Genomic DNA, 2,174 nt, shown 5'->3' with positions numbered 1-2,174 from the left:
CTGCGCTCCGACATGCTCGTGCTCCCTGAAAAACGGAAGCCGAAGCATGCGGGCTCAAACGGGGCTACGTAAGAATGGGGTTCGTGGAGCGCTTACGTTCGACAGTTAAGCTCGCAAGTGCTTGTTTTTTCTAGATCGCACTTTCAAAAATGCCACTACAACAGCGCCAGCTGCTCCGGTGCCGCGGGCTTTTCGATTCCTAAGGCATGAAGCACCTCGTTCTGCTCTGTGCTGATCGTCGACACCCCCGCCACCGGCTCGCCGCCGTTCAGGCGTACCCGGTGATGCTGAATGCGCTGCAGTTGTTCGAGTGCCCGCTCGGGCGTGTAACCCGCGTCGGCGGCCTTGAGGCGGCTACGCATCACCCGGTGCAGGATCAACGCCATGAAACAGATCGACGCATGGGCGCGGATCCGCTCGGGCAGGCGGTGATACACCGGGCCGATGTCGATCTCGGACTTGAGCACCTTGAAGCCGCGCTCGATGTCGGCGAGCGACTTGTAGCGCTGAATCACCTTCTGTGCGGACAAGCCCTCGGCGTTGGTGACCAGCAGCAGCTTGCCGTCCATCATTTCGGCAAGACGCTTGGCCTTGTCGTCGATGTGGTAGCTGAAGAGCTCCTCGCCCAGATCCACCTTGATGATGCGCGACAGGTGCGCTTCGCTGACCGCATGGTAGAAGCGCGCCTTGGCGCCACTGTCCGAGAGCTTGCGCCCCCTGTGCTTCACGCCTTCATCCTGCTCGGTGAGCTTGCCCGTCCATTGGTCCGCCTGGCGGGTCAGCGCGTCGATGCGCTCGTTGCGCTGTTGGGTCTTCGTTGCTGCCGTCACTGGATCGTGCGCGACCACCAGCCGCAGGTCGTTCCAGGCCTGCTCCGAGATCACTTCCTGAGTGGCGGTGGCGCACTGCTGTTCGTGGAAGGGTTCGAGCAGCTCGATGAACTCGTTGTATCGCCGGCCCGGCACCGCGACGATGAATTCGAGCGGCTTGCCACTGGCCAGGCGCACAGCCTTCAGCGCTTCCAGATTGTCCAGGCTGAGCAGCCCCCGGTCAGCGACCAGCACCAGGCGCTGCACCGACGGGAAACGCTCGAGCACCTTGGTGAGCGTGGGCAGCAAGGTGCGCGTCTCAGCCGTGTTGCCGTCGAACACTTCGTGGTAGATCGGCAGGCCCTCGGCGGTCTGCACCACGCCGAGCATGAACTGGCGGGCGATCAGTCCTTCCTTGGCCATGCCGTACTGGCGCACGTCACCGGCCTGCTGGCTGAGCCCTTCGCTACGGATCGTGGTGAGGTCGTAGAAGACCACCGACAGATCCTGATCGATCAGCGGGCGCAGCAGTCCGGCGACCACCGCATCGACCTCGTCCTGGTGATCCATCATCGCGTCGAGGCTGCGCAGCAACTGCTGGTGCGTCACCGCCTTTGGCCCGAAGTCGGGCAGCGCCACGGTCTGCACCCAGCGCAGTACGCCAAGCTTGGATTCGGGGTCGCACAGGCGGTTGAGCACCATCAGGCGGATCAGCGCCTCCACGTCTGTGGTGCGCCGCGTGCGGCGAAACACCCGCCGCAGATCCGAGAACCCGAGCGACTTCCACAGTTCGGTCAGCGCCCACACGTTACCGAGCGCGCGCGCGGACTCGAACGACACCGTGGGTGCCGGCGGCTTGACGCCCATCGGTTCGCGGCCGGTGATCTTGAGCAGGCCGTTGATCACCGCGTCAAGCGAACCATCGACCTGCTCGGCGCGGCCGAGCGTGGCGACGGTGCGCTTCTTCACCCGTCCGGCCTCGTCGCGATAGGACTCGACGAGTTGGACGTAGCGGCGGCCTCCGGAGGTGGTGAGCTTGACGTGCATGCCGCTACTTTAATGACCTACAAAGCAGCGTCAAGTTTGAGGATGAATGTTACAAACGTGCCACCACAGAGCTTTTGCGGTCGCGGCCTTCAAACCCGCGCCGGCGCTGGAGGCACTTTCGGAAAAGGGGCGAAAATCGGGATGAAGTGTCGAACCCCGGGGGGCTGTCAGGTGGGGCGCGGAATGACTGAGTGTCGGCCTTATGTGGAGATCCACATAAGGCCGATTATGTAGATGCCTCGATTATGTTGAGCCGCCATGGGCGTCGTGCGCCAACCGCCCGGCTGGGGCGGCAGGCGCAGATTTTGATCTCCACAT

1 protein-coding gene is annotated in these 2,174 nt (G+C 63.3%); it reads right to left on the bottom strand.

Annotated elements, in window-relative coordinates:
- Positions 1-155: 155 nt before the first annotated feature.
- Entirely contained in the window at positions 156-1,856 is a 1,701-nt protein-coding gene (locus ACPT9U_RS17545; protein ID WP_435751897.1) for an IS1634 family transposase, read from the bottom strand.
- Positions 1,857-2,174 lie beyond the last annotated feature (318 nt).

It is taken from the genome of Thauera sp. AutoDN2, assembly GCF_051280715.1.
GTDB lineage: Bacteria > Pseudomonadota > Gammaproteobacteria > Burkholderiales > Rhodocyclaceae > Thauera.
This window is presented reverse-complemented; position numbering and strand designations above follow the sequence as displayed.